This window comes from Streptomyces sp. NPDC001508, assembly GCF_040298665.1.
GTDB lineage: Bacteria > Actinomycetota > Actinomycetes > Streptomycetales > Streptomycetaceae > Streptomyces.
Map to the genome: position 1 here is coordinate 87,923 of NZ_JBEPAP010000017.1, position 25,521 is coordinate 113,443.

Sequence of the window (25,521 nt, forward strand, 5' to 3'; positions counted from 1 at the left end):
TCCAGACATGTGATGCTGCTCGGTTGAAGTCTCGGTCAGGCAGGTGGCGCACGGATATGGGTACAACTGCGTATACGACCGAGTGAGAGGAACACGTGGCACGATCACCGGAGGCGGCCTATGAGCGCATCGCGTCCGTGGCCGTGGCGGCCCTCCACGAACGCGACCCCGGGCGGCTGTGGCCGCTGCTGGCCGACGCCCTGCCGGGCCTGTGCGGCGGCGACGCGGTGATCTTCAAGCTGGACGACTGGAGCGCGGGCAGCGGAACGGTCGGCCTGGCCGGCGACACCGCGGCGCAGTTCGCCCGGCTCGGGGCCGCGGATCTGGGGCTGCTCAGGAGGGGACGGCCGTTCGCCTCCCACTATCTGACCGGAACCGGCCGGGAGCCGGTCACCGCACGGCGGTTGGCGGGCCCGGCCTGGCCGGCCGGCGCGACGGCCCGGCTGCTCGGCCGGACCCTGGACGCGGACCATGCGCTTGCGGTGCCGCTGCCACAGGCGACCACCCCGATCACCGGGTGCATCGTCTACCGTTCCGGTACGGACTTCACCGACGACGACATCCTGCTCGCCCGGCGCGCACAGCCGCTGTTGGCCGCCGTGGACCGGCAGCGGCAGCTGCTTGAGCAGTGGCGGCGGCTGCTGCCCGGAGCCGTGTCCCCCGACGAGCGGGCGGCGGACAGTGCGCTGACGCCGCGCGAGACGACCGTGCTGCTGCTTCTCGCCGACGCCCTGACGGCCGCGGCGATCGGCCGTCGCCTCGGTATCTCCGACCGTACGGTGCACAAGCACATCGAGAAGATCTACCGGAAGCTCGGCACCCGCGACCGGGTCGGCACCGTGCTCCGCGCCCAGCAGTTGGGTCTGCTCCCGCGGACCGGGGCCAGCGGGGGCGGCACGCCTGCGGGGAGGCGCCGCCCCGCGTGACGGCGGCGCAGCCGCCGGCCGGTGGCCAGGCGGCCGACCCGGCCCACGGGCCGCGAGTCACGGGCCACGGCCCATGGGTCACGCGTCACGGTTCACGGGTCACACGCCACGGCCCGCAGGTCACGGCCCCCCGGCCAGGGGCGAGGGGCAAGGGGCAAGGGGCAAGGGGCGAGGGCTCACGGGCCAGGGGTCACGGGCGTCAGGCGTCACTCGGGAGCGTCAGCCGTGGTCGGCGCAGCAGGGCGTGGGGTTGGGCACCTCGAAGGGTGCGAGTGTCCCGCCGACCGCCGGGACGAGGGCGAGGGTCAGCAGGCCGTCGCGCCACTCGGGTCGCACATGGTCCCGGGTGAGCACCGAGGTCCCGGGGTCGGGCCCGTCGGCAAAGGGCGCGCCGACCACGACGACCCGTTCGACGGCGGTCGTGGCCAGCAGTTCCGCCAGGACGACGGTGCCGGTGAGCCGGTCCGCGCCGGGGTAGAGCACGGCCCGCCCGCCACTGCGACGGGCGTGTTCCGCGGCGCCCGGGGCCGCCGTACGGGCCGATGCGGCCGAGCCGTGCGTCAGGTCGCCGAGCACGGCGCCCAGGCCCGGGTCCGGGTCGGCGCGTTCCGTCAGGCGCTGCCATGCCGCCCGGGCCGCCGCGGCGTCCGGCAGCGCGAACGAGACCGTCGTCCCGCGGCGCTCGGCGCTGCGGATCAGATGGGTGCAGGCGACGGTGCCTTCCGGGAGCCGGAGGTCGTCCGTGAGGCGGTGCACGAGGTGGTCGGCCTCGCGCAGGCTCGCCGTGCCGGCGTCCACCCCGATGACGGAGTGGACGCCGGACACATGGTGGGGTGCCGTCATGCGGGCAGGACCCACATCGGGTTGGAGTAGAACCACAGGTCCTTCCACGGGTCGGCGTCGCCGACGACGTCCAGGGCGGGGCCCGCCGGGTCCACGGCGGTGCCGTTCAGGCCGACGGCGGAGCGGTTGCCGTCGGTGCCGCGCAGCCGCACGTACAGCGGCTTGTCCACCCGGCCGAGGGAGTAGGTCAGCCGGACGGAGCCGGTCGACTTGTTCACCTCGAAGGACTTCACGACCTTGGTGTCCGGGGTGGCGAAGACGTCCTTGTCCGCGACCCGGCCTGTGACGGCGCCCTGGATGACGTCCACGCGGGCCAGCTTCGGCACGAACTGGGACCAGTTGGGGCCGTTGGCCAGGCTGATCTCGATGACCAGGTCGACCTGGCTGCCGCGGCGCACGACCAGCGAGCCGCCGAGCGTGACCGCCCTGGACCCGGAGCGCACCTGGGCGTTCAGGCCGCTGATCAGTCCGCCGTGGTCGACCCAGACCCGGCCGGCCCGGATGCCGTCCATGACCGCCTGGTACGAGAACGACGAGGCGCCGACGTGAGTACGGGAGTACTGGCCGGGCCAGAAGTCGCCGTCGGCCAGGTTCAGCCCGCCGCCGTAGACGGGGTCCGCGTGGCGGCCGTTGGCGTCGAAGTCGCTGTTCGGGCCGCGTACGGAGGTGTCGGCGTAGACCTCGTGGGAGTCGGAGTTGGCGGTGATCCACCAGGGCTTGCCCTCGGCGAGCAGGCTGTCCCACAGGCCGCCGACGGTGGCGGTCATCCAGTCGAAGCCGCCCCAGGTGCGGTAGCTCTCCAGCGGGTAGCCGGGGAACGAGTTGGCGCCGGGGCTGTTGTCGTAGTAGCCCCGGCCTTCTCCCGGTCCGTTCGGGGCGGGTATGCCGGCGGCCTGGTGGCCGGGGGCGCCCTCCATGCCGACGGCGATCCTGGGCTGAGCGTCGCGCCAGCCGCGGATCTCGTGCGGGGAGTCGAGGCCCTTGCGGGCCGGGTGGTTGGCCAGGAAGAGGACGTCCTTGACCTTGCGGCGGCGCACCTGGTCGGCGAGGAAGTTGAGGCCGGCGATGGCCAGCGCCTCGTTGGCCGGGGTGTTACCGGTGGCCGCCTTCACTTCGCCGTCGAAGGAGTTCTCGAACTCCTTCAGCACGGCGACCTCGTTCTTGCCCGGGTGGACGAAGACGGTGCCGTGCTCGGCGGCCGGGATGTTCCACTCCAGGCCCTGGAAGACCAGGGTGTCGTCGATCTTGTCACGGGCGTCGACGATGTCCGGGTTGACCTTCTCCACACCGATCTTGGCGTGCGTCTCGCTGCCGTGGTCGGTGATCACCATCCAGTCGAGGCCGTGCGCGTTGGCCTGGCGGACGTGGTCGATGACGCGGTACTTGGCGTCGGAGCTGTGCTGGGTGTGGATGTGGTGGTCACCGGCGAGCCACAGGTAGCCCTTCGAACGCGAGCCGTGCGACGAGGGCGCCGCGGCCGGTGACGCGGCCGCCTGGCCCGCGCCGGTGAGTACGCTGCCGGCCGCCAGGCCCGCGCCCAGCAGGCCGGTGCGGCGGAGCATGGAGCGCCGCGACAACTGACTGGGCGTCAATTCGGCGTCGGGAACCGACATGTCGAGGGCGGGCGGCAGGGACGTGGGCTCGTCGCTGCCGTGGTGGTGATGGTGGTGATGACCCTGGTCATGTCTGTGGCCGTGGCCCATTTTCAACTCCCGCTGGAACAGGGATGTACACACTTGGGACGTGCGGAGTCTGCAAAGCTCTGATGAACGGCCGGGATCGGGGTGGTGGTTTGACCAAGAAGGCCGGATGTGCAGCGGGCGTCGAAGTCCACCAGGAGCTGCACGGACCTTCCCACGCACCCCGCCTCACCCACTCGTTTTCGGCCACCGCCCCCGGGCCGGTCCCCGTACCCCCCTCACACGACGACGCACCGCGCACCCCGGCCAGGAACCCCCCCCTCATCCCCCGCCGACCACCGGCCCGACGCCCGCGCCTGATCGCGTCACCACGGTCCACACCGCCCCGGCCGTTCCGCCGGGCCGCCCACGAGCAGGTCCTCGTAGCCCACAGGGCACCCAGGACACCGGCCGCGCCACCACCGTCGCCGACCTCGCCCCTGCACCCGAGCCGCACCACAGTCGCCCGACCACCACCGGCCCGGACCGACGAACACGAAAACCGAGACCTGCGGACGCCCCCCGGCCCCACGGCCCGTCCGCCCCGTCCGCCGGGGCGGCGGGAACCACGGGAGCCGCGGGCACGGCAGACCGCCACAGCCTGACGGCCCGACGGCACGGCACAGCGGACCTCACCCCGCACGAGCGGCCCGGCGGCCAAGCAGCCGCACGCCACGTCCCTGCACGACCGGCCGAGAAACCTCCGCGACCACCGGCCGGGTGCGCGGCGGGAAACTGACCTTCGACGGGCCCGCGCCGGTCGCCTTCGACCGGCCGTCCACCCGGGACGTGCTGTTCTGCGACGGTGCCCTCGCCGCGCCCAACGACGGCACGACCGGTCCGGTGGCCGCCGTCCTCGGCGCCGGTTTCAACCGGTCGACGCTCGTCGCGGCGGCGGCACAGCCGACCACCGACGCGTCGGCGTTCTACCGGGCCGGTGTCACCAACCACTACGCCAAGGCGCTGCACGCGGCGACCCGGGACGGCAGGGCGTACGGCTTCGCCTTCGACGACGTGGCCGGCTTCGCCTCGTACATCGAGGACCCGGCGCCGACGGGAATCCGGGTGACCCTCACCCCGTTCTAGGGCGCCCGGGAAAGCCCCGGCCGTGCGGGGTCCCCGTTCCCGCCCCGGCTCCGACTCCGGCCCCTGGCAGGCGCTCGTGACCTGCGAGTTCCCCGGACTTACCGGCCGTCCTCGGCTGCCGTCGTGCCGTGTCACGGCGAGCGCCCGGCCCGGGCGGAATGGCACATGGCTGTGCCGGCGCCCAAAGAGGCGTGGGGAACCGCGCGCTGAGCCACGACGCCGCGGCACCCGGCTGCCCGCGTGCCGTGTCACGGTGAGTCGCCGAGCCCGGGGAGAGCGCAATGCGCCGAGCGGGTCGGGGCCCGCCGGTGGCGGACGGGTACCGCGGAGCGCATCATGCCGTTATGACCGGTGGACCCGAGCCGATCGGCACCGAATCCCGTCGGACGCTGGAGCGGGAGCTGGCCGACCTGCGCTCCGAGCGGGAGGCGGTCGCGTCGTCGCTGCACAGCGACGGCGGGACGGGGGACACCGCGGACCAGGCCGACGAGTTGCAGCGGGCCACCGAACTCGCCCGGCTCGACGACCGGATCTCCCGGATCGCCGAGCGGTTGCGCACCGCGGCCGTCGCCGGCCCGCCCCCGCCCGGTGTGGTGGGCGTGGGCAGTACCGTCACGGTGCGGTTCGCGGACGGCACGGCGCAGACCCTGCGGATCGGCGAGGTGGCCGCGCCCTCCGACCAGCGGCTGGTCACCGCCGACAGCCCGCTCGGCCGGGCCCTGCTGGGGCATCGCGCCGGGGACACCGTCGACTACAGCACTCCGGACGGCCGGCTCAGCGCCGTCGTACTGTCCCTCAAGGCGCCCGACGACCCGGCCGCGGGAGCGGACGAGCGGCCCGGACCCTAGGAAGCGTCGTCATCGGCCAGCAGGTCTCCGAGCGTGGGCCGGGCCACCGCGAGCGGACCGTGCCCCACGGGACAGCCGCTCACCTCGGCCGTCTCCGCGTACGCCGGCCGGTCGTCGCCCCTGGGTACGAATCCTGTCCCCGTCACCCACTCGATCCACCCCATGTGATCAGGGCACACCGCCATCGGTGCCGGATCCGGTCAGGCGGGCCCGTCCGCAGCGCGGGCCGTCCGGCGCAGAAAGCGGATCACCGGGTGGCCGGGGTGCTGGGTGACCTCGGCCCGGACACCGTAGACCCGCTCGATGAGGGCGGGCGTGAGAACGGTGGACGGGATGCCTTCCGCGACCGCCCGGCCGTCTTGCAGGACGAGCAGCCGGTCGCAGTACATCGCGGCGAGATTCAGGTCGTGCAGCGCGATCACGGTGGTGACCGGCAGGCCGGCGACAAGGTCCAGCAGGTCCAACTGGTGCTGGATGTCGAGGTGGTTGGTGGGTTCGTCCAGCAGCAGTTCGCGGGGTTGCTGGGCGAGGGCGCGGGCGATGTGCGCGCGCTGGCGCTCGCCGCCGGACAGGGTGTGCCAGAACTGGTCGGCCCGCTCGGTCAGCCCGGTGCGGGCCAGTGCGTCAGCGACCGCGCGCGCGTCCTCGGCACCGGCCGCGGCCCAGGCCCGCCGGTGCGGGATGCGGCCCAGGGCGACGACGTCCCGGACGGTCAGCTCGGTCTGGGTGTGCGCGTGCTGTTCGACGGTGGCGACGCGCCGCGCGGTGGCCCGACGGCCGACCCGGGCCAGCGGGCGGCCGTCCAGGGTGATGACTCCCGAGGTGGGCGCGAGCACTCCGGCGAGCAGTCTCAACAGAGTCGACTTACCGCTGCCGTTGGGGCCGAGCAGGCCGATCGTCTCCCCAAGGCGGGGGGCGAGGGTGACGCCGTCGACAATGATCCGGCCGTCGACACGGCGCGCGACGCGCTCCGCGCGCAGACCGGGCGGGCCGTCCCGGTCGGCCGTGCGGTCCTGCCCGGTCATGTCCGCCTCCGTCCGCGGTACAGGACCGCCACGAACGCCGGTACGCCGATCAGCGACGTCACCACGCCCACCGGCACCTCCTGGGGATCGATGACGGTACGGGCGACCGTGTCCGCCCACACCAGGAAGACGGCTCCGGCCAGTGCCGTGACCGGCAGCAGCCGGGCGTGGCCGGAACCGGTGAGCGCGCGGGCCGCGTGCGGCAGCACCAGGCCGACGAAGCCGATCGCCCCGGTGCAGCTGACGAGTGTCGCGGTCAGCAGCGCGGTCGCGCACAGCAGGACCAGCCGGGTGCGGGCGACGCGCACACCGAGCGCCGCCGCGGCGTCCTCACCGAACGCGAACGCGTCCAGGGTGCGGGCGTGTCCGAGGCAGACCAGGAGAACGCCGGCGAGCACGACGGCGCACAGCAGCACCTCGCCCCAGCCGGCGCCGGTCAGCGAGCCGAGCAGCCAGAACAGCACACCTCGGGTGGTCTCCGCGTCCGCCGACGTCAGGACGGTGAACGAGGTGAGCGCGGAGAACAGTTGCATGGCCGCCACGCCGGAGAGCACCACCCGGTCGGGGCCGCCGCCCAGGGTGTGGCCGAGTACGAGGACGAGCCCGAAGGACAGCAGGGCGCCGGCGAACGCGCCCGCCGACAGGGACACCGCTCCCCCGCCGACCCCGAGCACGACCACGGCGACCGCGCCGGTGGACGCCCCGGAGGACACCCCGAGCACGAACGGGTCGGCGAGCGGATTGCGCAGCAGGGACTGCATGACCGCTCCGCACACCGCGAGGCCCGCGCCGCAGAGGCCGGCCAGCAGGGTGCGGGGCATGCGCAGGTTCCATACGATGCCGTCCCGCAGCGGCGCCAACGTGCTGTCGCCGAAGCCGAGATGGGCGGCGACGCAGGCCCAGACGTCGGCCGTGGAGATGTCGGCGGGGCCGATGGTCACGGCGAACGCCACCGAAGCGGTCACCGCCAGCAGCCCGCCGGCGGTCAACAGCGAGGCGCGGAGGTTCACTTGGCGAGCCCGAGGTGACGCAGTCCGGCGGCGACCCGTTCGATCCCCTCGACCGTGCGGATGGAGGGGTTCATGGCCTGCCCGCTGAGCAGGATGTACCGCTTCTTCCTGACGGCGGTGAGATTGCGGGTGGCGGGGTCGGTCTCCAGGAAACGGATCTTGGCCTTGGCGGTCTCGGCCGTCTGGGACCTGCGGGTCAGGTCGCCGAGCACGATGACGTCCGGGTCGCGGTCGGCGACGGTCTCCCAGTTGATCTGGGGCCACTCGTCGTGGGTGTCGGCGAACACGTTCCGGGCGCCGACGGCCCGGGTGATGACGCCGGGGGCGCCGCAGCAGCCGGCCAGATAGGGCGACTGGGAGTTGGCGAACCAGTACATGAGGGAGACGCCGGAGGCGTCGAGGCCGTCGGTGGCCGCCCGCACCCGCTCCTTGAGGCGTGCGATCAGCCGGTCTCCGCGTTCGTCGACGCCGAACGCGCGGGCCAGGTCGCGTATCTCGCCGTACACGGTGTCGAGGGTGAGCGGGGCGCTGCGGGAGCCGTCGCCGCCGCTGGCGTTGTCCTTGCCGGCGGCGCAGTCGGACGGGGAGACGTACGTGGGCACGCCCAGCTTCTCGAACTGTTCGCGGGTGGCGACGCCGCCCTGGCCGAGGGTCGAGACGAACGAGGCGGTGACGAAGTCGGGTTCGGCGTCGAGCACCTTCTCGAAGGAGGGGTTGTTCTCGGCGAGCCGGGGCACGGACGCGTTGGCCTTCTCCAGGCCCTTCATCACCGGGTCGGTCCAGGTGGCGGTGCCGGCGAGACGGTTCCCGAGGCCGAGGGAGAGCAGGATCTCGGTGCTGCCCTGGTTGAGGGAGACGGCGTGTTCGGGGGCCGACGTCAGGGTGACCGGATGGCCGCAGTTGTCGATCGTGCGGGGGTAACCGGCGGCGGAGCGGCCGGAGTCCGGGGCGGAGCGGCCGGCGCCGCCGCACGCGGTCAGCAGCAGCGCGGGGGTGAGCAGGAGCAGGGTGGGACGGAACGTGGAACGGAGCACGGGCATGCCTCGGGTGTCGGGGCTCGTACGCGGAGCCTGGCCTACGGACGTCCTCCGCGCGCGGGCGCGGAGGTGCCAGCAGGTCTTCGGACTCGAGTTCGTCCGGACGGGGCGCCTTCCCGGTACGGCCCCGCACCGGCCTCGCGGCCGGTCCGAACCCCTCCCAGTGGCTTGGTGTGCCCTGCCCGTCCCCCTCACCGCTGCGCGTCAGTTCCGGATTCGCACCGGATTCCCTGGCCTCGGATGTGGCACGACTGGCCCGGTCAGGCTACCAAGATCGCCCGCCGGCCCGGACCCGGCCCCGTCTCCCGGACCGGACCCCGTCCCCGGGCCGGGACCATCCCCGGGCCGGGCGCCCGCGTCGGCCACCTCAGCCACCTCAGCCGCCTCGGCCACCCCGGCCATGCCGGCATCGGCGTGCCGGGCCGCCTCCTGACACCGGCACTTCGGCCCGGGTGGGACGTCGCGCCTCACCCCGGTCCGTCGGCGGGTTCCGCGGGCGGGCTCCCGGCGCAGATCCACTCGTGCACGACGGCCGAGGACAGGCCGCCGTCGGCGGCTATGACGTGCTCGGGCACGCCGGTGAGCCAGGCCGCGAGCACGGCCCGGCGCAGGTCGGCGGCGCGGGTGGCGAGGCCGGTCCGGTACGCGTCCGCGGAGCCGACGACGAGCTTGGGGGCGTCCTCCGCGAGGCGCCGGGCGGCGCGGCGGACGGTGCGTCGTGCGCTCTGGGTGTCGAGGTCGTTCATGCCGCCGTCGCCTTCCCTTCCGTGCCGAGCGAGCCATGGTCCGGGTGCCGGTACAGGTCCCGCACTCCGGACTCCGGGAAGAGCCGGACGATGAGCCGTTCCAGGCGGCGGGCGAGGTCACCGCCGCGGCCGACGCGGGCGTGCGCAGTGCGGCGGAGGCGGGCGCGCACAGCGAAGCGGAGGCGGGGGCGCCCGCTGCGGCGGGCGCGGGCGTGCACAGCGCTGGTGTCCTCGCCGTCGCGCCGCACCGGTAGCCCGCGCTGGCTCGGCCTCACGCAGAGGTACGGCCCCGGCCGACCGGCGGCGGCCGAACACCGCCGTGTGGCGGCCGTGTCGAGACCACAAACGCTCCCGGCGCCGAGGAAGCCGATACCGGACACCGCGCAGGAGACGACGCCGACGGCGAGGCGGAGGGCGAAGTCGGAGGTGGTCGGGTTCGCCATGGGTACCTCCCCTTCCCCGTCGCGGCGGGGCAGGTCGAGGGCATGGCAGCCGCCGTGCGGGGCGGGAGGCTACCGGGTGCCCGAGGAGCGGGGGGACATGGGGCTGCGGGGCCTTGCGCGGCCCGGACTACTGCTGCTGCGATCCATGTCGCTCACCTCCTCCTCGGTCGACGGGCACCCGGCCCTCCGGGCTTCCGGCACCTCCAGAGTTGCACAGCGACGCAACTTCTGCCCACCCGCAAGGAGAAGGCCGCCGTCGATTTCCGGCCACGCGGCGCCCCCTCACTAAACTGGCACGCACGCGACAAACTGGCACGCGTCCGAGGGCATCCGGCTCCGTCCCGGCCCGCCGGCGCCGCGTGCCCGTCCTGGAGGACGGCCGCCCCCGCCCGGCCGGATCCTCGCCCATCGGCCCGGCCGGGGTCTTCGTCGACTGATCGGATGCGGGTGCACGAGGTGCCGCCAGAGCCGACCGGTCCCGCACCGTCCGGGGCCGCGCCCATGACCGGACAGACCGCGTGCGGCGCGGGTCCGCGCAGCCCGCTGCGCGCCTTCCTGCGGACCGAGACCGGCAGCGCCGCCGTGCTGCTCGGCGCGGTGATCGCGGCCCTCGTCTGGGCCAATGTCTCCCCGGGCGGCTATGCGTCGTGGTGGCGGACGGACATGTCGCTGACGATCGGTTCGGCCGGTGTGTCGCTGGAGCTGCGCGAGTGGGTGAACAGCGGTCTGATGACGCTGTTCTTCTTCGTCGTGGGTCTGGAAGCCCGCCGCGAGGTCGATGTCGGGGAACTGCGCGAGCGGCGCCGCCTGGTGCTCTCGGTGGTCGCCGGGGTCAGCGGCATGCTCGTACCGGTCGCGATCTACCTCGGCTTCAACGCCGGACTGGACTCGGCGCACGGCTGGGGCGCCGCCATGTCCACCGACACGGCCTTCGCCCTCGGCATGCTAGCCGTGCTCGGTTCCCGGCTGCCGGGCGGCCTGCGTGTCTTCCTGCTCACCGTCGCGGTCACCGACGACCTGGTGGCGCTGGTCGTCATCGCCCTCGCCTACAGCGGCACGGTCCGCCTCCTGGCGCTGGGTCTCGCGCTCGGCATCCTCGCCCTGCTTCTCGTGCTGCGCGCGGCCGGGGTCCGGCTCACCGGGGTGGACGCGGCCTTGGGGGTGGCCCTGTGGGGCGCGCTGCTGCGGTCGGGCGTGGACCCGGTGGTGAGCGGCCTGGCCATGGGGCTGCTGACGTACGCCCGTCCGGCCGAGCGGCACGCCCTGGAGCGGGTCACCCGGTTGTTCCGGGGCTTTCGGGAGCAGCCGACGCCGGAACTGGAACGTACCCTGCGCCGCGGTCTGGCCTCCGCGCTCTCGCCCAACGAGCGGTTGCAGCGGATGGTCCACCCGTGGACGAGCCATGTCATCGTGCCGCTGTTCGCGCTGGCCAACGCGGGCCTGACGATCAGCGCGGACCGGATCGCGGCGGCGTTCGCCTCGCCCGTCACGCTGGGCATCGTGTGCGGCTACGTCCTGGGCAAGCCGGCGGGCGTCCTCGGCGCCACCTGGGTGGCGGCCCGGGTGAGCCGGGGCCGGCTGCGCCCGGCGGTGGGCTGGGGCGCGGTCGCCGTGGGCGGCAGCCTCGCCGGGGTGGGCTTCACGGTGGCGCTGCTGATCGCCACGCTCGCCTTCCACGGGCAGCGGCTGGAACAGGCGAAGGCCGGCATTCTGGCGGCCGTCGTGCTGTCCTGCCTGATCTCCTGGGTGCTGACGCGGGCCGTCGCCCTGCTGCCCGCGCGTCGGCGGACCCGGGCCCTGCTGGGCGAGGGGCAACCGCTCGTCGATCTGAGCGATCCCGTCGACGCGGCGCGCGATCATGTGCGCGGCCCGTTCGACGCTCCGGTGACCCTGGTCGAGTACGGCGACTACGCATGCCCGTACTGCGGACGGGCGGAGCCGGTGGTGCGCGCGTTGCTGGCCGAGTTCGGCGACGACCTGCGCTACGTCTGGCGGCATCTGCCGCTGACGGATGTCCACCCCGACGCGCAGCTCGCCGCGGAGGCCGTGGAGGCCGCCGCGTCGCAGGGCCGCTACTGGGAGCTGCACGACGTCCTGATCAGCCACCAGGGGAGCCTGCGGGTGACGGACCTCCTGGAGCACGCCGAGCGGACCGGGCTCGACATGACGGCGTTCCGCCGCGACCTGAGGGCGCGGGCCGGCGCGGAACGGGTCGCCGAGGACGTGGAGTCTGCCGATCTGAGCGGGGTCTCGGGCACGCCGACGTTCTTCGTCAACGGCCGGCGCCACCACGGCGCGTACGATGCCGCCTCACTGTCCCTGGCGGTACGCACGGCCCGGGACCGGGCATCACTGACGAACCCGAGCCGCTAGCTGTACTGCCCCGGAGCCCGACAACGCCACCGTCCGCCCCGGATCATCCACCCAGAAAACTCAGCCGGACCTGCCGGTTCGGGTTGTCGCGGTTGGTGTCCACCAGGCACACGGACTGCCATGTGCCGAGTTCCAGGCGGCCGCGCAGCACCGGCAGGGTCGTGTGCGGGGGGACGATCGCGGGGAGTACGTGGTCGCGGCCGTGGCCGGGGCTGCCGTGGCGGTGCTGCCAGCGGTCGTCCGCGGGCAGCAGGGTGTGCAGGGCCGCCAGCAGGTCGTCGTCGCTGCCGGCGCCGGTCTCGATGACGGCGATCCCCGCGGTGGCGTGCGGGACGAAGATGTTGAGCAGACCGTCGCGGCCGGCCGCCGTCTCCCGCAGGAAGGCCTCGCAGTCACCGGTGAGGTCGATGACCCGCTCCCGGGAGCCGGTGGCGACGTTCAGCACGCGCGTGGTGAAGGCATCTGACATGTCACCATCCTCGCGCATGGGGCCGGTTTCCGAACGTCGCCTGCCGCCGGTATGCGGGGTCCGCTCCCCGAGACGCCGTTGACCGCCGCGCCCCCGGCTGGCTACGGTCGCCCGCATGCAGCGTTCAGCCCTGCTCACCACGCGCGGTCACATCGACCTGCTGCGGGTGGCCTCCGCCGCGTGTCGCCGCGGCCGCTGACGCCACTCGCTCCCGCGCGTTCATCCGCGCTCCGCACTCCCGCCCGCGCGGTCGGCCCGGTCCTGACGCGGCGGCGCTGAGGCGCACCCCTCACCGCATCTTCTGCCCGTGGAGCACCCATGACCCGCTGGCTGCGCCGCACCACCGGCCCCGTACTGCTGCTCGCGCTGTGGCAACTCCTCATCGCCGACGGCGGGTTGACGTCCCGCGCGCTGGCATCGCCGGGCCGGATCGCGCAGGGCGGCGGCGATCTCGTCGCCGACGGTTCGCTGCCCTCGGCACCGGGCTGCGCTACCGCCTCGGCGTCGCCGGTCGGCGCTGGTCGTCGCCGGGCAGGTCGACGCGGACTCCGGCTTCGGCTTCGGCTTCGGCTTCGGCTTCGGCTTCGGCTTCGGCTTCGGCTTCGGCTTCGGCTTCGGCTTCCTGAGGGTGCGGGCACGGGACGTCCTGCGCACCGATGTGATCGTGGTCTGTCTGATCGTCCATGCCGTCCATCGGCCTGCCGGCCGGCTTCGTCGTCCGCTCCCTCGAAAACCGAAAGGCTGCTGCTGCAATGGCGACCGACGTTCACCGGCCGGTGACCGCCCAGGCGGTCCATGTCGCCGGACTCACCCGACGCTTCGACGGCCGTGCCGTGCTCGACGATCTGTATCTCGACGTCCGGCCGGGCGAGTTCGTCGCGCTGCTCGGGCACGGCGGCTGCGGCAAGTCCACGCTGCTGCGCATCCTCGCCGGACTCGACCGCGACATCGAGGGCACCGTCCTGGTGCCGAGGCGCCGGGCGGTCGTCTTCGCGGCGCCCCGGCCGATGCCGTGGAAGCGGGTGTGGCGCAATGTGCTGCTCGCGCTGCCGGGCAAGGCCGGGCGGTCGGTCACGGAACGGGCGTTGGACGAGATCGGGCTGGGCCACCGGGCCGCCGCCTGGCCGAAGGCACTGTCCGGCGGCGGGGCCCAGCGCACCTCGCTGGCCCGCGCCCTGATACGCGAACCGGATCTGCTGCTGCTCGACGAGCCGTTCGGCGCGCTGGACGCGCTCAGCCGTATCAAGGCCCAGCGGCTGGTCGGGGAAGTGTGGCAGCGCCGTGGCTGCGCCGTACTGCTGGTCACCCCTGACGTCGAGGAGGCCGTGCTGCTCGCCGACCGCGTGCTCGTCATGGACGGCGGCGTCATCGCGCACGAGCAGCGGATCGATCTCGGTCGGCCGCGAGGCATCGCCGACCCCCGGTTCGCGGAACTGCGCGCCGGCCTGCTGGAGCGGCTCGGCTTCGGCACCGGCCCCGAAGCCGCCTGACCTCCGCGCGACAGCCCGGCCCCGCCCAGAAGCCGACCGCGCCCCCGCCGCCGCGGCCCGGATTCCTTCCGAGGCCGCCGCGCTCCGTTCGGACACGATCGGACCCGCCACGCGATGTCGCCCCGTCCCCCGCCGCGCTGTTCCTGCCCCTCGCCCTGCTGCTCACCGCCTGTGGCGGCGCCTCACGAGGAAGAGTGGGCGAAGACACCGGGCTGCCCTACGAGGTGGCGCCGGCCTCGGTGCGGCGCACCGACTCCACCCGGGTCCCGGTCGCCGTCGATCCGCAACTCGTCACCTCGGAACAGCGGATCGCGCACGCCTCCACCGGATTGAAGCTCATCTCGCGCACGAGTCTTGAACCCGCCGGCACGGCTCGCGGCGCGCGGTCCGCGGTCCGCGGTCCGCAGCGCAGGCGCCCTCCCGCGCGCCGGCGCGCGGGAAGATCCGCGGCCACGGTGCTGTTGGCAGGGACGTGAACAACGAGCGCGAGGTCGAGGTTGTCGTCACGGGCGCTGGCCAGGCCGGTCTGTCCAGCGCCTATCACCTGCGGCGCACCGGCTTCGAGCCGGACCGTGACTTCGTGGTCCTCGACCGCTCCCCCGCGCCGGGCGGCGCCTGGCAGTTCCGCTGGCCGTCGCTGACGTACGGCAAGGTGCACGGGATGCACTCGCTGCCGGGCATGGAGCTGACCGACGCCGATCCGGCACGACCGTCGGCGGAGGTCATCGGCGCCTACTTCGACGCCTACGAGCGGGCGTTCGACCTGCGGGTGCGGCGGCCGGTGGACGTCCGCGCGGTGCGTGAGGGTACGGACGGGCGGCTGCTCGTGGAGACCTCGGACGGCACCTGGTCCACGCGCGCCCTGATCAACGCCACCGGCACCTGGGACCGGCCGTTCTGGCCGCGCTACCCGGGGCAGGAGACCTTCCGCGGACGGCAGTTGCACACCGCGCAGTACGCGGGGCCCGAGGAGTTCGCCGGGCAGCGGGTGGTCGTGGTGGGCGGCGGCGCGTCCGGCACTCAGCACCTCTTGGAGATCGCCCCGTACGCGGCGGCCACCACCTGGGTCACCCGCCGGCCACCGGTCTTCCGGGAGGGTCTGTTCGACGAGGGTGCGGGCCGGGCCGCGGTGGCCCTGGTCGAGGAGCGGGTGCGGCAGGGGCTGCCGCCCCGGAGTGTGGTCTCGGTCACCGGTCTGCCGCTCAACGACGCCATCCGGCGGGGGCTGCGGGACGGTGTCCTGGACCGGCGGCCGATGTTCGACCGGATCACCCCGGACGGGGTCCAGTGGCTGGAGTCCCCCGGGCTCGGCGGGGAGCGGCACATGGAGGCCGACGTGATCCTGTGGGCGACCGGGTTCCGGGCCGCCCTCGACCATCTGGCGCCGCTGCGGCTGCGCGCGCCGGGCGGCGGGATCCGGGCCGAGGGGACCCGTGTGGTCGCCGATCCGCGGATCCACCTGGTCGGCTACGGCCCGTCGGCGAGCACCATCGGCGCCAACCGGGCGGGGCGCGCCGCCGTACGGGACATCAGGGAGTTGCTGGCCGCACAGCCGCTCGCCGCGTGACGTCGCGTCGGCTCACCCCGGGGACTGCTGGGTCCTGTCGTCGAACCCGCGTCGTTCGCCCGAAGGGCGGGCGGGAGATCGACGACAGGGCCTAGCTAGGCCCCAGACCGCGATGCCGTCGCGCTCGGACTGTGTGGCGTCTCGCTCTTCTTCTGCTGGAGCGCGTTGAACTCCGCGACGTTGCGCTGGTGCTCCGCGTAGTCGTCGGTGAAACGGGTGTCGCCCGGCTTGACGGTGACGAAGTACAGCCAGCTGCCCGGTGTCGGGTTGAGCGTGGCGCGCATCGCGTCCTCGCCCGGGTTGTCGATCGGTGTCGGCGGCAGGCCCATGCGCTGGTAGGAGTTGTAGGGGCTGTCGATCCGGGTGTCGTCCATGCTGGTGCGGACGGCGTGCCGGCGCAGCGCGTAGTTGAGGGTGGAGTCCATCTGCAACGGCATACCGCGCTCCAGCCGGTTGAGGACGACCCGGGCGACCTTCCCCATGTCGGTCCTGGAGGCGGCCTCGGCCTGCACGATGCTCGCGATGGTGACCGCCTGGTAGACGTTCATCGCGTTGCGCTGGGCACCGGCCGCCACGGGGGCGACGTCGAACTTGTCGTTCGCGGTGTCGATCATTCGTTGCAGCAGCGTCTGGGGCGTGCTGTCCTTGTCGACGCGGTACGTCGCCGGGAAGAGGTAGCCCTCCGGGTTGCCGTCGGCGTCATGGGGCAGCTTGAGTCCGGCCTTGTCGATGGACTTCGCGGTGCTGCCCGCGGGCAGGGCGAGCGCCTTGTCGACGGCTTCGTAGACCTGACTCGCGCGCCAGCCCTCCGGGATGACCAGGCTGCCGGACCGCCGCTCCTCGCCCAGGGTCAGCAGCGGCACCGCCACGGCGGTGCCGGCCACGACGACGCCGGTCACAAGGAGGACGAGCTTGCCCCGGCGCGTGAGTCGAATCGTGCTCCGTGGCGGAGTGTTCATCTGCATGCGGGCACGTTAACCCGCATACCTCCGCAAACCTGGCATATCTTCAGCTTGTCGGTTCCAGTTGCGCGTCCCGGCGGACCAGGGCCGCATACCGCCCGCCCAGCCCCAACAGGTCCTCGTGCGTGCCCCGTTCGGCCACCCGCCCGGAGTCGAGGACCACGATCTGGTCGGCCCCGCGGACGGTGGAGAGGCGGTGCGCGATGGTGAGCGTCGTCCGGTTGGCGGACAGGGCGTCGATGGCCTCCTGAACCGCGTGCTCGGTACGGGTGTCCAGGGCGCTGGTCGCCTCGTCGAGGATCAGGACCGGTGGATCGCGCAGGATGGTGCGGGCGATGGCAAGCCGCTGCTTCTCCCCGCCGGAGAAGCGGTGGCCGCGCTCGCCGACGATCGTGTCGTAGCCGTCGGGCAGCGCCGCGATGTGGTCGTGGATCTGGGCCGCCTTCGCCGCGGTGTGCAGTTCCTCGTCGGTGGCGTCCGGCTTGGCGAAGCGGAGGTTGTCGGCGACCGAGGCGTGGAAGAGGTACGTCTCCTGCGAGACGACGCCGACCGTGCGGGCGAGGGTGTCGAAGTCGAGGTCACGCACGTCGACGCCGTCCAGGGTGACCCGGCCCCCGGTGACGTCGTACAGCCGGGGCACCAGGTAGCCGAGCGTGGACTTGCCCGCGCCGGTCGGGCCGACGATCGCCAGGCTGCCGCCCGCGGGGACGGTGATGTCGATGTCGGCCAGCACGGGGGCACTCTCGGCGTCGTACCGGAACTCCACGTCCTCGAACCGGACCTCGCCCTTGACCCGGTCCAGATGGACGGGCTCGTCGCGCTCGGTGATGTCGATCGGCAGGTCGAGGTATTCGAAGATGCGCTGGAAGAGGGCGAGCGAGGTCTGGATCTGCACACCGGTCGCCAGCAGGCTCACGGCCGGGCGGAACAGGCCCTGCTGGAGCGAGACGAAGGCGACGATGGTGCCGATGGACGCCTGGGGACCGCCCAGTTGGAGCGTCATCCCCGCGGCCCAGTAGATGACGGCCGGCATCGCGGCCATGACGATGGTGATCACGGCCATGCGCCAGCGGCCGGCCATGTTGGACCGCACCTCCAGGTCGACCAGTTGCTCGGACTCCTCGGCGAAGGACCGGGTGAGCGAGTCGGCGCGGCCCATCGTGCGGCCCAGCAGAATGCCGCTGACGGACAGGGACTCGGTGACGGTGGCGGCCATGGCGGCCATCTGCTTTTGGCGCTGGGTGGTGATCCGCTTGCGTTCGTTGCCGACGCGGCGGCCGATCCACACGAACACCGGCAGCAGGACCAGTGAGACGACGGTCAGCCGCCAGTCGAGGGCGATCATCGCGACGATCGTGGCGACCACGCCGGTCAGGTTGGAGACCAGGGAGGTCGCGGTGGAGGTGACGGTGGCCTGCATGCCACCGATGTCGTTGGCGATGCGGGACTGCACCTCGCCGGTGCGGGTCCGGGTGAAGAAGGCGAGCGACATGCGCTGGAGGCGGCCGTAGACGGCGGTACGCAGGTCGTGCATGACGCGCTGGCCGACGGTCGTCGAGATCAGGGTCTGCAGCACGCCGAAGACGCTGTTGAGGACGGCGCTGAGGATCATGCCGAGCGCGAGCAGGCTCAGCAGGCCGGTGCGGCCCTGCGGAATGGCGACGTCCAGGGTCTCCCTCAGCAGGAACGGCGTGGCGACGGACACCAGCGACGAGGCGCCGACCAGCACGCCGACGATCGCGAGTCGCCCGCGGTAGGGGCGGAAGAGGGCCAGGATGCGGCGCACCTGCCGGGGCTGTCCCTGCGCACCGGCGGTCGGCGTCCAGGTGGGGTTGTGTTCGGGATGCATGGGCTCCTACGGAGGTGAGGTGACGTCGGCACGCAGACCGGCCGACGACGACTGGAGGATCATAGCTCATTGTTACCCTCACTCACAATGAACGCCGTCCTGATATTGTTCCCGCCATGACCACCCCCGACCCCGAGGGCCTCCTCGCCGAGCAGCTGCTGCGCCTCACCCGCCGGGTCCACCGCATCCAGAAGCGCCATCTGGAGCGCCGGGATCTCGGCGTCACCCCGGCGCAGTCCCGGCTGCTGCGCACCCTGGCGCACTACGGCTCGCCGCCGCGCATGGCCGACCTCGCTGCGCGCCTGGAAGTGGTGCCGCGCGCGGTGACCACACTGGTCGACGGGCTGGAGGCGAGCGGCAAGGTGCGCCGGGTGCCGGACCCGACGAACCGCCGGGTGACCCGGATCGAGCTGACCGACGACGGGCGCGTGACGCTCGCGGAACTGCGCGACGCGCGCCGGGCGGCGGCCGCGGAGATCCTCGCGCCGCTCTCCGCCGAGCAGCGCGAACTGCTCGGCGGGCTCCTGGACACCCTGATCGACGGGGCGCTCAACGAACGCTGCTGAGCGACCCGGTACCTGCGCGAGCCCCGGGGCACGGAACGCCGGAGCGGGTGCCGCTGCACCGGGGCCGGCGCGGCTGCCGCGGCTCGGGGGCACCTGGCCCCGCCCAGCAGCGGTCGACGTCCTCGGTGAGCACTCCCTGGACGGCCGGTCGGTCGTCAGTGACCGGTCGTAGCAGCTCTGCGAGCCGTACAACCGGTAGTGCCCGCCCGCCCTGTCGACCGCGTGCCGCTGGTCACGGGGCACGTTCAGCGTGTAGGTCGCGTCGCCGGGTGTAGGTGTCGTCGAGCCGCGGCCACGCGGTGCGCCGGCCGTCCCCGGTCTGTACCACCGACACCCGGTCGCCGAACGCCGAACGCCGAACGCCATGACCGTGCGCAGCCGGTCGTCCACGCCGGTCGTCGTCACGCCGTTCACCGTCTAGGTCCGGTCCGTGCGCGCGGTCCGGTTCGTGCCGCCCCATGGACCGTGACGGACTCCTCGACCGTCCAGGTGGCGCCGAGGCGGCCGTCCATCGTCTCGCCGTCGGTCCAGCGGCACCCCGAGCCCGACCGACCGATGTTCTACGGGGAGTCGGCCGTCCCGGCGATTCCGCCCGGCACCTCGGGCCCCGGCGATTCCGGGCACCGCCGTGGAAAACCCATTGATTTTCACCACCCTCCGACGCGAACCTTGCACGGTTTGCTACCGCCTCTTCGCCATCACCTCTGTCCGCTTCCTCCCTGACACAAGCCACTGGGACGTCATGCAGATTCAAGACCTTCCGTATCCCGACCCGGGTGTGCCGGACGCACGTTCGGGACCCCGATTCCTGTGGTGGCTGGGGCGCAATCAACTGGGCGGCCAACTCACGTCGCTGGCCTGGGGCCTGCTGCATTTCGTGTCCGTCTCCTCGCTTCCGTTCTGTGTCGGGCTCGCCGTCCAGGCCGTCGTGGACCGCTCGGGCAGCCGGCTCGCCCTGACCGGCGTCCTGATGGTGATCTGCGGCATCGGCATCGCGGTCGGCGACGCCTTCCTGCACCGCGCTGCCGTCACCAACTGGATCACCGCCGCCGCCCGCGTCCAGCAACTGCTGGCCCGCAAGGCCGCGCAACTCGGTTCGGGGCTTACCCGGCGGGTCGCGGCCGGTGAGGTGGTGGCCGTCTCGACCGGCGACGTCGAGAAGATCGGCTGGTTCGTCGAGGCCGTCTCCCGCTTCACCGCCGCCGCCCTGACCGTCGTCGTGGTCTGCGTGGGCCTGCTCGTCTACCAGCCGGCTCTCGGCGTCGTCGTGGCGGTCGGCCTGCCCGTGCTGGCCCTCGCCGCGCTGCCGCTGCTGCCCCGGGCGACCCGGCGCGCCGACGTCCAGCGCACGAAGGCGGGCCGGGCCACGGAGCTGGCCTCCGACACCGTCGCCGGACTGCGCGTGCTGCGCGGCATCGGCGGCGAGGAACTGTTCCTCGACCGCTACCGCCGCGCCTCCCAGGAAGTACGGCACGCCGCCGTGCGCAGCGCCCGGATGTGGGCCCTGATCTCGGCGATCCAGGTGCTGCTGCCGGGCCTGCTGCTGATCGCGGTCGTCTGGCACGGCATCCACCTCGCCCGGCAGGGCCGGATCGAGGTCGGCGAACTGGTCACCGTCTACAGCGCGGTGATGGTCCTCACCTATCCGCTGCGGCACTTCGAGGAGATCGCGATGGCGTACTCCTTCTCGCGCCCCTCGGCCCAGCGCGCGGCCCGCGTACTGTCCCTGGAGCGGACCACGGACGCCGGCGGCTCACGCGCGGCCGACGTGCCGAGCGGTGATCTGTACGACCCGGCCACCGGTCTGCTCGCACCCGCGGGCCGGCTCACCGCCGTGGTGTGCGGGGACCCGGACGCTGCGGGGCGGCTCGCCGAACGGCTGGGCGGACATCCGGCCGAGCCGGGCCCGTCGGTGCTGCTCGGCGGCGTACCGCTCGACGAACTCCCCCTCGACACCGCCCGCACCGCCGTCCTCGTCCAGGACAAGGACCCGGTCCTGCTGTCCGGCACGCTCCGCGACCTTCTCGACGTGCCGGCCTCCGCCGGTGTCCACGCCGAGGCGGCGCTCACGGCGGCGCAGTGCGGTGACGTACTGGAAGCGCTCGTCGAGGGGTCCCTGGACGCCGCGGATCCCATGGACGCCCGGATCACGGAACGGGGACGGTCGCTGTCGGGCGGCCAGCGCCAACGGCTCGCCCTGGCCCGTTCCCTGGTCACCGACCCCGAGGTACTCGTGCTGGACGAGCCGACCTCCGCCGTCGATTCGCACACCGAGGCACGGATCGCACAGGGCGTGCGTGAGCTGCGGACGGGGCGCACGACGGTGGTGTTCACCTCGTCACCTCTCCTCCTGGACCGCGCGGACCGGGTCGCGCTGGTGCAGGCCGAGGAGGTGGTAGCGGTCGGCGTGCACCGCGAACTGGTACGCACCGAGCCCCGGTACCGGGCCGTCGTGACCCGGGAGCCCGAGGACGGGACGGCCGTACACGGTTCCCGGCACGAGCGGGCCGCCCTGCGCGGCCCACTGGACGACGAGACCGACCCGCACGGCCCGCTGGAACAGATCGAGGAGAGCGCATGATCGGCGTTGCGCCACCGGCGTACGACCCGGCGGCCCCGACGACGGCCACCACCCTGCCCGTCGGTGCCACCGCGACCGTGCGCGCCTACGTGGCGGAGCTGTTCCGGCGGCACCGCCGTGCCTTCCTCGTCCTCATGACCGTCAACACGATGGCCGTGGTCTCCTCCATGGCGGGCCCCTACCTGCTCGGCGGACTCGTGGAACGGGTCTCCGACGGGGCCCGGGAGCTTCATCTGGGCCTGACCGCTGGGCTGTTCGTGCTCGCGCTCGCTGTGCAGGCCGTGTTCGTGCGCGAGGTGCGGCTGCGCGGCGCGATGCTCGGCGAGCGGATGCTGGCCGACCTGCGCGAGGACTTCCTCGTCCGGTCGGTCGGGCTGCCGCCGGGCGTCCTGGAACGCGCCGGCACGGGCGACCTGCTGTCCCGTATCACCACGGACATCGACCGGCTGTCCAACGCCATGCGCGAGGCCGTGCCACAGCTGACGATCGGTGTCGTCTGGGTGGTGCTGCTGCTCGGCGGCCTGGTCGTCACGGCGCCGCCGCTGGCCGCGGCCGTGCTGCTCGCCGTGCCGCTGCTGGTGATCGGCTGCCGCTGGTACTTCAAGCGTGCCCCGTCCGGCTACCGTTCGGAGGCCGCCGGTTACGCCGCCGTGGCCGCCGCGCTCGCCGAGACCGTGGACGCCGGCCGCACCGTCGAGGCCCATCGCCTCGGCGACCGGCGCATCGCCCTGTCGGAACGCCGGATCAAGGAGTGGACGGCCTGGGAGCGCTACACCCTCTGGCTGCGCTCGGTGCTCTTCCCGGTCGTCAGCCTCACCCATGTGGTGGTCCTCGGTTCGGTCCTGATGGCGGGCGGTGTCTTCGTGCTGCAGGGCTGGATCGGCGTGGGCCAGCTGACGACGGGCGCGCTCGTCGCGCAGATGCTCGTCGACCCGGTCAATCTGATCCTGCGCTGGTACGACGAGGTGCAGGTCGCCCAGGTGTCCCTGGCGCGGCTGGTCGGGGTGCGGGACATCGAGCCGGACGCCGGGGATGCCGCGCTCGCCCCCGACGGGCGGAACGTGCACGCGGACCGCGTGCACTTCGGCTACCGCGAGGGCGTCGACGTCCTGCGCGAGGTGTCCCTCTCGGTCGCGCCGGGCACCCGGCTTGCCCTGGTCGGCCCGTCGGGCGCGGGCAAGTCCACGCTGGGCAGATTGCTCGCCGGCATCTACGCGCCCCGCGACGGACGGATCACCCTGGGCGGCGCGGAGCTGTCCCGGATGACCGCCGAGCGGGTCCGCTCGCACGTCGCCCTCGTCAACCAGGAGCACCACGTCTTCGTGGGAACGCTGCGCGACAACCTGCTGCTCGCCCGCGCCGACGCCGAGGACGCGCAGCTGTGGGCGGCGCTGGGCGCGGTCGACGCGGACGGCTGGGCACGGGCCCTGGACGACGGGCTGGACGCCGAGGTCGGCTCGGGTGGGCTGACGCTGACCCCCGCCCAGGCCCAGCAGATCGCCCTGGCCCGGCTGGTGCTGGCCGATCCGCACACCCTGGTCCTCGACGAGGCGACCTCGCTCCTCGACCCACGTGCGGCCCGCCACCTCGAACGTTCCCTGGCCCGCGTCCTGGACGGCCGCACCGTGGTCGCCATCGCCCACCGTCTGCACACCGCCCACGACGCCGACGTCATCGCCGTCGTGGAGAACGGCCGCATCAGCGAGCTGGGCGGCCACGACGAACTGGTCGCCGCCGACGGGGCGTACGCGGCGCTGTGGCGATCCTGGCACGGGTGACACGGACGGCACGGGCGGCAGGAGCGACGCGGGCGGCACGGGTGACAGGGACGGCACAGGCGGCAGGAGCGACGCGGGCGGCACGGGTGACAGGGACGGCACAGGTGACACCGGCGGAACGGTTGCGCGGGGCGCCGCGACCGACGGCCCGGCCGAGCCGAGCAGCGCGACCGACGGCCCGGCCGAGCGGCGCTTGTGCTCGGGCGGCGGAGCGAGCGGCACCGGGGCGTGGCCGTCCGGTTCGGCGGCCGGCCTCGGCGTCCCGGCGGCGACCCGGACGGCGGCAGGCCGGTCGCCGCACGGGACCGCGGGGCTGGGGCCGTGGCGTTGCGCGGTCCCGAAGCGGAGTGGAAGTCTGGAGAACGGCACCGGTTCGGGGGATGCCCGGGAACCATCGGGTTCGAGCTGGGTGAGACCTGTGCCCCGCGGGCCGGCGGACCGCCGCCGACCGCGGTGGGACGGGGCCACGCCCACCATCTGGAGGTACCCGTGAACAGCTCCGACGGATGGGGGGACGACGTCTACCAGCCGGACGGATCCGAGATCCAGGAGGACTCGGGGCTGCTCGACGCGGAGGACACACTGGTCAACGACGGTGTCGAAGATCCGCTCGACCGTGGTTGGTCGCCTCCGGAGCGGCCCTGGGCGGTGGAGCACACCGGTGTGACGGCGTCGGAGGGCCACCGGGGCGAGTCCCTGGACCAGCGCCTCGCGGAGGAGCTGCCCGATCTCGACGTGCCCGACGGTGACGGCATCGGCGACTGCCAGGGCACCGACGGCGAACCGCTCGACAACGAGGTCGGCGATCTTCGTTCCGGTCGTCTCGTCGCGCCCGACGAGGGAGCCCACGAGGACGAGGAGAGCGCCCTCGTCGCCACCGATGTGGGTATCGACGGCGCCGGCGCCTCGGCCGAGGAGGCCGCGGTGCACATCGTGGACGAGGACTCCCTGCCCACCTGAATCCGACCTCCCCCATCCGCCGACCGCCCCGTGCGAGGAGCCGCCATGCAGCAGGACAAGCACCCCGACTACCACCCTGTGGTCTTCCGCGACCGCGCCGCCGGCTACGCCTTCCTGACCCGGTCCACCGCCACCAGCGACCAGACCATCGACTGGGACGACGGGCAGACCTACCCGGTGGTGGATGTGGAGATCTCCTCGGAGAGTCACCCCTTCTACACGGGCAAGGCGCGCACGGTCGACTCGGAGGGCCGGGTGGCCCGCTTCGAGCGCCGGTACGGCGGAGCCGACCGGGACACCGCCGGCGGCCCGGCGACCTGATCCCCGGCCGCGGGACCGGCCTGCCCACGGCTTCGGTGGACGCGCCGGCCACTGTGTCAGGGCGCCGGCAGGCCCGCCGGGACCACGCCCCGGCCCACGTCCCTCGCTCAGATCGCGGCCGTCGCTCAGATCACATTGAGCGCCGCCGCGCAGCCCACCCCGCCGAGCAGCATGAACACCGGCATCAGCACCTTCAGCTCCACCCAGCTGCCCGCCCGGAACCGCAGGGGCTTCGGCGTGCCCAGCGGGTACCAGCGCTTGCGGCCCACCGGGATCGGCCACAGTATCGGGCATCCGGAGACGGTCAGCGCGTCCCCGATGTCGTGCACCAGCGCCCCCAGCACGATGGGCAGCCCCAGCCACAGATACTGCCGGCCGGGCTCGGTGAACAGCCAGTCGGCGCCGTTGCCCGGTTCGTCCAGGACGCCCGCGAGGATCCACGCACTGGTCGCGGCCAGCAGCCACACGAGGATGTCGCTGCTGGACCCGCGGGCCGCCCGCCACAGCAGTCCCTCGATCGCCAGCACCATGTGCACGAACAGGATCGCCAGCACCGCCCAACGGCCGCCGGTGATCGCCAGGAAGGAGGTGCCCGCGCCGATCAGCACGGCCCACAGCCAGGTGTGCGTCAGTGTCCGGTGCCCGCCGGAGCGGCGCGGGTCGCCCTTCATCCTGGTGGCCTTGTAGACGGCGGAGGAGAGCTTGTCCACGATCTCGCACAGCCAGCGCGACAGCGGTCCGAAGGCGCGTGAGATGGTGGCCGCCTTGTGATCGAGGTCCGGAGCGAGCGCGGCACCGGCACAGATCAGGGCGCCCACGAGGAGGACCGGCCAGGGCATCGCGTGCCCGGCTGCGGCGGCGGCCGCCCCGACGCCGAGCCAGGCCGCGGCCCCCGACAGTGAGTGTGCTGGTCCCATCATGGCCGTTGCCCGCCCCATTCCTCTTGCGCCGCTGTCCAGTTG

Annotated in this window: 25 protein-coding genes, 2 pseudogenes and 1 riboswitch; of the genes and pseudogenes, 13 read left to right on the forward strand and 14 right to left on the reverse strand. The window is 73.3% G+C overall.

Annotation, left to right across the window (positions count from 1 at the left end; translation table 11 throughout):
- Positions 1 to 95 precede the first annotated feature (95 nt).
- The gene (locus ABT245_RS17845) at positions 96 to 926 is read left to right on the forward strand and encodes a helix-turn-helix transcriptional regulator (protein WP_351734535.1); all 831 of its coding nucleotides are present in this window, start codon (positions 96 to 98) and stop codon (positions 924 to 926) included.
- Between the two features lie 219 nt (positions 927 to 1,145).
- On the opposite strand, the gene ABT245_RS17850 is transcribed toward ABT245_RS17845, so the two are convergent.
- Together ABT245_RS17850 and ABT245_RS17855 are read right to left on the reverse strand one after the other, a co-directional pair.
- On the reverse strand, positions 1,146 to 1,769 hold the full coding sequence (locus ABT245_RS17850) for a hypothetical protein (protein ID WP_351734537.1): 624 nt from the start codon (positions 1,767 to 1,769) through the stop codon (positions 1,146 to 1,148).
- The gene (locus tag ABT245_RS17855) at positions 1,766 to 3,472 is read right to left on the reverse strand and encodes a PHP domain-containing protein (protein WP_351734539.1); all 1,707 of its coding nucleotides are present in this window, start codon (positions 3,470 to 3,472) and stop codon (positions 1,766 to 1,768) included. Before ABT245_RS17855 ends, ABT245_RS17850 begins: the two co-directional genes overlap by 4 nt.
- A gap of 675 nt (positions 3,473 to 4,147) precedes the next feature.
- Between ABT245_RS17855 and ABT245_RS17860 the strand changes: the two are divergent.
- Positions 4,148 to 4,534, forward strand: a pseudogene (locus ABT245_RS17860) (beta-1,3-glucanase family protein); the annotation flags it as partial.
- 344 nt (positions 4,535 to 4,878) lie between these two features.
- Positions 4,879 to 5,382: a GreA/GreB family elongation factor gene (locus tag ABT245_RS17865; RefSeq protein WP_351734541.1), complete on the forward strand. Its 504-nt coding sequence runs from the start codon at positions 4,879 to 4,881 to the stop codon at positions 5,380 to 5,382.
- On the opposite strand, the gene ABT245_RS17870 is transcribed toward ABT245_RS17865, so the two are convergent.
- The 6 genes from ABT245_RS17870 to ABT245_RS17895 all read right to left on the reverse strand — a co-directional run bounded on the left by ABT245_RS17870 (position 5,379) and on the right by ABT245_RS17895 (position 9,643).
- On the reverse strand, positions 5,379 to 5,546 hold the full coding sequence (locus ABT245_RS17870) for a hypothetical protein (protein WP_351734543.1): 168 nt from the start codon (positions 5,544 to 5,546) through the stop codon (positions 5,379 to 5,381). The genes ABT245_RS17865 and ABT245_RS17870 overlap by 4 nt on opposite strands.
- Before the next feature lie 36 nt (positions 5,547 to 5,582).
- On the reverse strand, positions 5,583 to 6,407 hold the full coding sequence (locus tag ABT245_RS17875; protein WP_351734545.1) for an ABC transporter ATP-binding protein: 825 nt from the start codon (positions 6,405 to 6,407) through the stop codon (positions 5,583 to 5,585).
- Positions 6,404 to 7,417, reverse strand: a complete 1,014-nt coding sequence (locus ABT245_RS17880) for a FecCD family ABC transporter permease (RefSeq protein WP_351734547.1) — start codon at positions 7,415 to 7,417, stop codon at positions 6,404 to 6,406. Before ABT245_RS17880 ends, ABT245_RS17875 begins: the two co-directional genes overlap by 4 nt.
- Complete coding sequence (locus tag ABT245_RS17885; protein ID WP_351734549.1) at positions 7,414 to 8,457, reverse strand: ABC transporter substrate-binding protein; 1,044 nt, start codon at positions 8,455 to 8,457, stop codon at positions 7,414 to 7,416. Before ABT245_RS17885 ends, ABT245_RS17880 begins: the two co-directional genes overlap by 4 nt.
- A 54-nt stretch (positions 8,458 to 8,511) precedes the next feature.
- Positions 8,512 to 8,725: riboswitch (cobalamin riboswitch) on the reverse strand.
- Between the two features lie 196 nt (positions 8,726 to 8,921).
- Complete coding sequence (locus ABT245_RS17890; RefSeq protein ID WP_351734551.1) at positions 8,922 to 9,200, reverse strand: hypothetical protein; 279 nt, start codon at positions 9,198 to 9,200, stop codon at positions 8,922 to 8,924.
- Positions 9,197 to 9,643 (reverse strand): hypothetical protein, encoded by a 447-nt coding sequence (locus ABT245_RS17895; protein WP_351734553.1) that lies wholly within the window; start codon positions 9,641 to 9,643, stop codon positions 9,197 to 9,199. Before ABT245_RS17895 ends, ABT245_RS17890 begins: the two co-directional genes overlap by 4 nt.
- 501 nt (positions 9,644 to 10,144) lie before the next feature.
- Between ABT245_RS17895 and nhaA the strand changes: the two genes are divergently transcribed.
- Complete coding sequence (gene nhaA / locus ABT245_RS17900; protein WP_351734555.1) at positions 10,145 to 12,016, forward strand: Na+/H+ antiporter NhaA; 1,872 nt, start codon at positions 10,145 to 10,147, stop codon at positions 12,014 to 12,016.
- 43 nt (positions 12,017 to 12,059) lie between these two features.
- Here nhaA and ABT245_RS17905 read toward each other — a convergent pair whose 3' ends face one another.
- Entirely contained in the window at positions 12,060 to 12,485 is a 426-nt protein-coding gene (locus ABT245_RS17905) for a secondary thiamine-phosphate synthase enzyme YjbQ (RefSeq protein WP_351734557.1), read from the reverse strand.
- Positions 12,486 to 12,600: 115 nt separating this feature from the next.
- On the opposite strand from ABT245_RS17905, the gene ABT245_RS17910 reads away from it, so the two are divergent.
- Complete coding sequence (locus tag ABT245_RS17910; RefSeq protein WP_351734638.1) at positions 12,601 to 12,684, forward strand: putative leader peptide; 84 nt, start codon at positions 12,601 to 12,603, stop codon at positions 12,682 to 12,684.
- 291 nt (positions 12,685 to 12,975) lie between these two features.
- Here the strand turns inward: ABT245_RS17910 and ABT245_RS17920 are convergent, their stop codons facing one another.
- The gene (locus ABT245_RS17920; RefSeq protein ID WP_351734644.1) at positions 12,976 to 13,170 is read right to left on the reverse strand and encodes a hypothetical protein; all 195 of its coding nucleotides are present in this window, start codon (positions 13,168 to 13,170) and stop codon (positions 12,976 to 12,978) included.
- A gap of 67 nt (positions 13,171 to 13,237) precedes the next feature.
- Here ABT245_RS17920 and ABT245_RS17930 point away from each other — a divergent pair, with 67 nt between their 5' ends.
- The 3 genes from ABT245_RS17930 (at position 13,238) to ABT245_RS17940 (ending at position 15,542) form a co-directional block, all read left to right on the forward strand.
- Positions 13,238 to 13,975 carry an ABC transporter ATP-binding protein gene (locus ABT245_RS17930; protein WP_351734640.1) on the forward strand — a complete coding sequence of 246 codons (738 nt, stop codon included), beginning with the start codon at positions 13,238 to 13,240 and terminating at the stop codon, positions 13,973 to 13,975.
- A 194-nt stretch (positions 13,976 to 14,169) separates the two neighbouring features.
- Positions 14,170 to 14,451, forward strand: coding sequence for a hypothetical protein (locus tag ABT245_RS46115; protein ID WP_502982143.1), 282 nt, complete (start codon positions 14,170 to 14,172; stop codon positions 14,449 to 14,451).
- Positions 14,448 to 15,542 carry an NAD(P)-binding domain-containing protein gene (locus ABT245_RS17940; RefSeq protein WP_351734559.1) on the forward strand — a complete coding sequence of 365 codons (1,095 nt, stop codon included), beginning with the start codon at positions 14,448 to 14,450 and terminating at the stop codon, positions 15,540 to 15,542. Before ABT245_RS46115 ends, ABT245_RS17940 begins: the two co-directional genes overlap by 4 nt.
- A 95-nt stretch (positions 15,543 to 15,637) precedes the next feature.
- Here the strand turns inward: ABT245_RS17940 and mltG are convergent, their stop codons facing one another.
- Both mltG and ABT245_RS17950 read right to left on the reverse strand, forming a co-directional pair.
- Positions 15,638 to 16,507 carry an endolytic transglycosylase MltG gene (gene mltG, locus ABT245_RS17945; protein ID WP_351734561.1) on the reverse strand — a complete coding sequence of 290 codons (870 nt, stop codon included), beginning with the start codon at positions 16,505 to 16,507 and terminating at the stop codon, positions 15,638 to 15,640.
- 43 nt (positions 16,508 to 16,550) lie between these two features.
- Entirely contained in the window at positions 16,551 to 18,353 is a 1,803-nt protein-coding gene (locus ABT245_RS17950) for an ABC transporter ATP-binding protein (protein WP_351734563.1), read from the reverse strand.
- A gap of 116 nt (positions 18,354 to 18,469) precedes the next feature.
- Here ABT245_RS17950 and ABT245_RS17955 point away from each other — a divergent pair, with 116 nt between their 5' ends.
- Positions 18,470 to 18,919 carry a MarR family winged helix-turn-helix transcriptional regulator gene (locus ABT245_RS17955; RefSeq protein ID WP_351734565.1) on the forward strand — a complete coding sequence of 150 codons (450 nt, stop codon included), beginning with the start codon at positions 18,470 to 18,472 and terminating at the stop codon, positions 18,917 to 18,919.
- Positions 18,920 to 19,025: 106 nt separating this feature from the next.
- Here the strand turns inward: ABT245_RS17955 and ABT245_RS17960 are convergent.
- A pseudogene (locus ABT245_RS17960) lies at positions 19,026 to 19,452 on the reverse strand (peptide-N4-asparagine amidase); the annotation flags it as partial.
- A gap of 209 nt (positions 19,453 to 19,661) precedes the next feature.
- On the opposite strand from ABT245_RS17960, the gene ABT245_RS17965 reads away from it, so the two are divergent.
- The 4 genes from ABT245_RS17965 to ABT245_RS17980 all read left to right on the forward strand — a co-directional run bounded on the left by ABT245_RS17965 (position 19,662) and on the right by ABT245_RS17980 (position 24,559).
- A complete protein-coding gene (locus tag ABT245_RS17965; RefSeq protein ID WP_351734567.1) occupies positions 19,662 to 21,500 on the forward strand; it encodes an ABC transporter transmembrane domain-containing protein in 1,839 nt (612 codons plus the stop codon).
- The gene (locus ABT245_RS17970; protein WP_351734569.1) at positions 21,497 to 23,278 is read left to right on the forward strand and encodes an ABC transporter ATP-binding protein; all 1,782 of its coding nucleotides are present in this window, start codon (positions 21,497 to 21,499) and stop codon (positions 23,276 to 23,278) included. Before ABT245_RS17965 ends, ABT245_RS17970 begins: the two co-directional genes overlap by 4 nt.
- A 489-nt stretch (positions 23,279 to 23,767) precedes the next feature.
- Entirely contained in the window at positions 23,768 to 24,238 is a 471-nt protein-coding gene (locus ABT245_RS17975) for a DUF5709 domain-containing protein (RefSeq protein ID WP_351734571.1), read from the forward strand.
- Between the two features lie 45 nt (positions 24,239 to 24,283).
- Positions 24,284 to 24,559 (forward strand): type B 50S ribosomal protein L31, encoded by a 276-nt coding sequence (locus tag ABT245_RS17980; protein ID WP_351734573.1) that lies wholly within the window; start codon positions 24,284 to 24,286, stop codon positions 24,557 to 24,559.
- Positions 24,560 to 24,684: 125 nt separating this feature from the next.
- Here ABT245_RS17980 and ABT245_RS17985 read toward each other — a convergent pair whose 3' ends face one another.
- On the reverse strand, positions 24,685 to 25,479 hold the full coding sequence (locus ABT245_RS17985) for a metal-dependent hydrolase (RefSeq protein ID WP_351734575.1): 795 nt from the start codon (positions 25,477 to 25,479) through the stop codon (positions 24,685 to 24,687).
- Between the last annotated feature and the right edge of the window lie 42 nt (positions 25,480 to 25,521).

Coding starts and splice junctions, on each gene's coding strand:
- ABT245_RS17850 (WP_351734537.1), bottom strand. CDS start 1,769: ATGACGGCACCCCACCATGTGTCCGGCGTCCACTCCGTCATCGGGGTG.
- ABT245_RS17855 (WP_351734539.1), bottom strand. CDS start 3,472: ATGGGCCACGGCCACAGACATGACCAGGGTCATCACCACCATCACCAC.
- ABT245_RS17865 (WP_351734541.1), top strand. CDS start 4,879: ATGACCGGTGGACCCGAGCCGATCGGCACCGAATCCCGTCGGACGCTG.
- ABT245_RS17870 (WP_351734543.1), bottom strand. CDS start 5,546: ATGGGGTGGATCGAGTGGGTGACGGGGACAGGATTCGTACCCAGGGGC.
- ABT245_RS17875 (WP_351734545.1), bottom strand. CDS start 6,407: ATGACCGGGCAGGACCGCACGGCCGACCGGGACGGCCCGCCCGGTCTG.
- ABT245_RS17885 (WP_351734549.1), bottom strand. CDS start 8,457: ATGCCCGTGCTCCGTTCCACGTTCCGTCCCACCCTGCTCCTGCTCACC.
- ABT245_RS17890 (WP_351734551.1), bottom strand. CDS start 9,200: ATGAACGACCTCGACACCCAGAGCGCACGACGCACCGTCCGCCGCGCC.
- ABT245_RS17895 (WP_351734553.1), bottom strand. CDS start 9,643: ATGGCGAACCCGACCACCTCCGACTTCGCCCTCCGCCTCGCCGTCGGC.
- nhaA (WP_351734555.1), top strand. CDS start 10,145: ATGACCGGACAGACCGCGTGCGGCGCGGGTCCGCGCAGCCCGCTGCGC.
- ABT245_RS17905 (WP_351734557.1), bottom strand. CDS start 12,485: ATGTCAGATGCCTTCACCACGCGCGTGCTGAACGTCGCCACCGGCTCC.
- ABT245_RS17910 (WP_351734638.1), top strand. CDS start 12,601: ATGCAGCGTTCAGCCCTGCTCACCACGCGCGGTCACATCGACCTGCTG.
- ABT245_RS17920 (WP_351734644.1), bottom strand. CDS start 13,170: ATGGACGATCAGACAGACCACGATCACATCGGTGCGCAGGACGTCCCG.
- ABT245_RS17930 (WP_351734640.1), top strand. CDS start 13,238: ATGGCGACCGACGTTCACCGGCCGGTGACCGCCCAGGCGGTCCATGTC.
- mltG (WP_351734561.1), bottom strand. CDS start 16,507: ATGCAGATGAACACTCCGCCACGGAGCACGATTCGACTCACGCGCCGG.
- ABT245_RS17950 (WP_351734563.1), bottom strand. CDS start 18,353: ATGCATCCCGAACACAACCCCACCTGGACGCCGACCGCCGGTGCGCAG.
- ABT245_RS17955 (WP_351734565.1), top strand. CDS start 18,470: ATGACCACCCCCGACCCCGAGGGCCTCCTCGCCGAGCAGCTGCTGCGC.
- ABT245_RS17965 (WP_351734567.1), top strand. CDS start 19,662: ATGCAGATTCAAGACCTTCCGTATCCCGACCCGGGTGTGCCGGACGCA.
- ABT245_RS17970 (WP_351734569.1), top strand. CDS start 21,497: ATGATCGGCGTTGCGCCACCGGCGTACGACCCGGCGGCCCCGACGACG.
- ABT245_RS17980 (WP_351734573.1), top strand. CDS start 24,284: ATGCAGCAGGACAAGCACCCCGACTACCACCCTGTGGTCTTCCGCGAC.
- ABT245_RS17985 (WP_351734575.1), bottom strand. CDS start 25,479: ATGATGGGACCAGCACACTCACTGTCGGGGGCCGCGGCCTGGCTCGGC.